Origin of the sequence: Okeania sp. SIO2B9, assembly GCF_010672505.1 — a bacterium.
Taxonomy (GTDB): Bacteria; Cyanobacteriota; Cyanobacteriia; order Cyanobacteriales; family Microcoleaceae; genus Okeania; species Okeania hirsuta.
Window position 1 is genome coordinate 1 of record NZ_JAAHGK010001140.1, and the last position, 2,477, is coordinate 2,477.

2 protein-coding genes are annotated in these 2,477 nt (G+C 30.4%); both read left to right on the top strand.

Annotation, left to right across the window (positions count from 1 at the left end; translation table 11 throughout):
• Window positions 1-292: 292 nt before the first annotated feature.
• The gene (locus F6K13_RS28220) at window positions 293-670 is read left to right on the top strand and encodes a hypothetical protein (RefSeq protein ID WP_124154996.1); all 378 of its coding nucleotides are present in this window, start codon (window positions 293-295) and stop codon (window positions 668-670) included.
• 3 nt (window positions 671-673) lie between these two features.
• Window positions 674-2,477 (top strand): hypothetical protein (locus F6K13_RS28225; RefSeq protein WP_287289160.1); only part of this gene is annotated, 1,804 nt, incomplete at its 3' end.

Here is a 2,477-nt window from a genome sequence, read left to right on the forward strand (position 1 = left end):
CTTCTTTCTTTCCTCCTGACTCCTGACTCCTAAATAATTAAGATTAATATCATACACTAATTCACCAACGCCATAAATTTTATAAGAGGAACTAATGACAGAGCTTTCCACTGAACAATTGCTTTATTTGCTTTACACATTTGCTTATTCAACAGAAGGAACTGTTACTAGAAGTACAGTTAGGAATCATTTATCTAAAAAACGCCGCCCCAATGCAAAACAGGTTTGTGAGAGTTTATGTGAGCTGAAGTTATTGGAGTCTCCTAAACGAGGGAGAATTAAAGTTACTGAGATGGGAATGAAAGCTCTAGTTCTTAATCTTCAAACAACGGAGTATAAATTTAGGTCTAACAAAGGACCTAAAATTTTAAATGCTCTGATGGCTTGTTTAAAATTAACAGCAAAATATAATCAGATAAATTATCAAAATGAGGATATGGATTTTGAGACTTTTGTAGATAAGTTTAAAAAGCTTTACCTTGAAGAAAGGAGGCGTCAAGAATTGGAAGGTGTTGTGGCTATTCGTAGTAAAGAAATTTGCCAAAAGTTTAGGCAAAATAATCATATTTCTGAATTGCTACTAGAAAAATATTTTGAGCAATTGAAATCTGATGGTTTAGTATTTGCGGTACAAGAAAACAATAAAGAATTAATTCAATGGGTGAACTAAATTATGCCGGAAGATGCAGGAAAAAAAAGATATATTAGAAAGTTTTTACAGCAAATTCAACCAGGAGAAGGTTATGTGGAAAATATTTGGGTTGAACGTGATGTAAGATTACCAGGAAAAGAGGGTGAAGATGATACTACAACTACAGCTGAAAGTTTATCTGGTAACTCTTCAATATCAAATATAACGGAATTGCTTCGAGACGATCTTAAACATACTTTTGATGATAGATCTTTTACATTTAGATTTGTGGCGGCATTTCTTGGTAGTGGTAAAACTTCCCTATTAACTTATTTGCATGAATTAACAACAACTCAGTCAAATTATGAAAAACATTCTGTAGTAATTCAGTTTCCACTTTCTCATTTACGGACAGTTGGTAGTAGTCATAATTTTAGCATTAAACTTTACTGTTATATTTTAGGAGATACTTTTTGGCAATTAATACATAATCAAAATTTATTGCCAGATGTAAAAGAAGTTGCTAAAAACATTCTCGAAGAATTTGATGCAGGGTCATTATTAAATACAGGAACTAGAGAAGAGATAAAATTAAATCCTTTTAGGTCAAAATTTAGTAAATTTTTCGCAACAAGTGAAGTAAATTTTGTTGAATTATTTTTTGATGTGATATCTCAAGTCACAAAAGTAGACCCCAGATTTACTTTTGTCTATCTAACAGATGAATTAGATTCATTAGAAAAATTTCAACAAGAAATAGAAGAAACTAGAGTAATTTTTAGAGCATTAATCAAGCAAGCTGCTCAGAAATTTAGAAGAAGTATTCCTCTGCTAATTTATTTGGTAGGTACATCAGATAATGTCAGTTCTTTAATTGAAGGAGACTCTGTATTAAAAAGTTTAGTCAAAAAGTCAACGATTAATCTTAGTTTAGGTTCTGATAAAGAATTTATGATGATTAAACAAGAGATAGATGAAAGAATTAAAGGAGCATATAAAGGATATAAAAATTTTAATAATGCTTGGCAAGAAATTCAGAATATACCTTTGAGACCAGCTAAAAATTTTAGAGAATTTTGTCAATATTATTCAGGAAAAGTTCTAGAAATACATGAAAGGTATTTTGCCGAAGCAGAAGAGCAGAAATTTGAAGGTGATGCTTGTGAATTAGTCAAAGCAGAATGTCAAAAAAGGTGGGGAAAATATTTACAACAGAGAGTATACACATTATCAACAGTGGAAACTACAAAAGTAATTCAAGGCAAAAAAACAGGACAAAAGCATGCCTTAGATTGTTATGTAGAATTGCTTGATAATAATAGAGTAATAGCTAGAACTTTTGGTGAAGCTAAAAATTATAAATTGATTATTGAACACTTGGATGATTTTAGTCGATGGTTAGATGATTTAGGATTTAATCCATACCCTTCAGAAAATACTCCTCCGGACTTAGCTTTTATGATTGCTCCTTCATGTCCAGAACGTCTTAAAAGAAAGCTAGAGTTACAAAATATTGAATTTATTCAAGTAGATAAGGTTATTGATAAAAAATCAAGTAAATTACCAAATTCAACAAGTTCAACTATAGAGAAAATTATTGAAACAAAATCAACTTCATCCTCACATTCGACAAGCTCAACTGCTGTTAATATCAATACAGCGAACGAAGCAAAATTAATAATTGCTTTTAAAAGAACAAGTGTTAAGAACAAAACTATTCAAAAGCTGCTAAATAATAGAAAAAGTAATCCTTACAAAGACTTAAATCATCTGGTATCGGATCTTAAGTTTAGCGATAATGTAAAAGCTAAACTTCAAATTAAACTCGATAATGAAGAAATTAGTT

Coding starts and splice junctions, on each gene's coding strand:
- F6K13_RS28220 (WP_124154996.1), top strand. CDS start 293: ATGGGAATGAAAGCTCTAGTTCTTAATCTTCAAACAACGGAGTATAAA.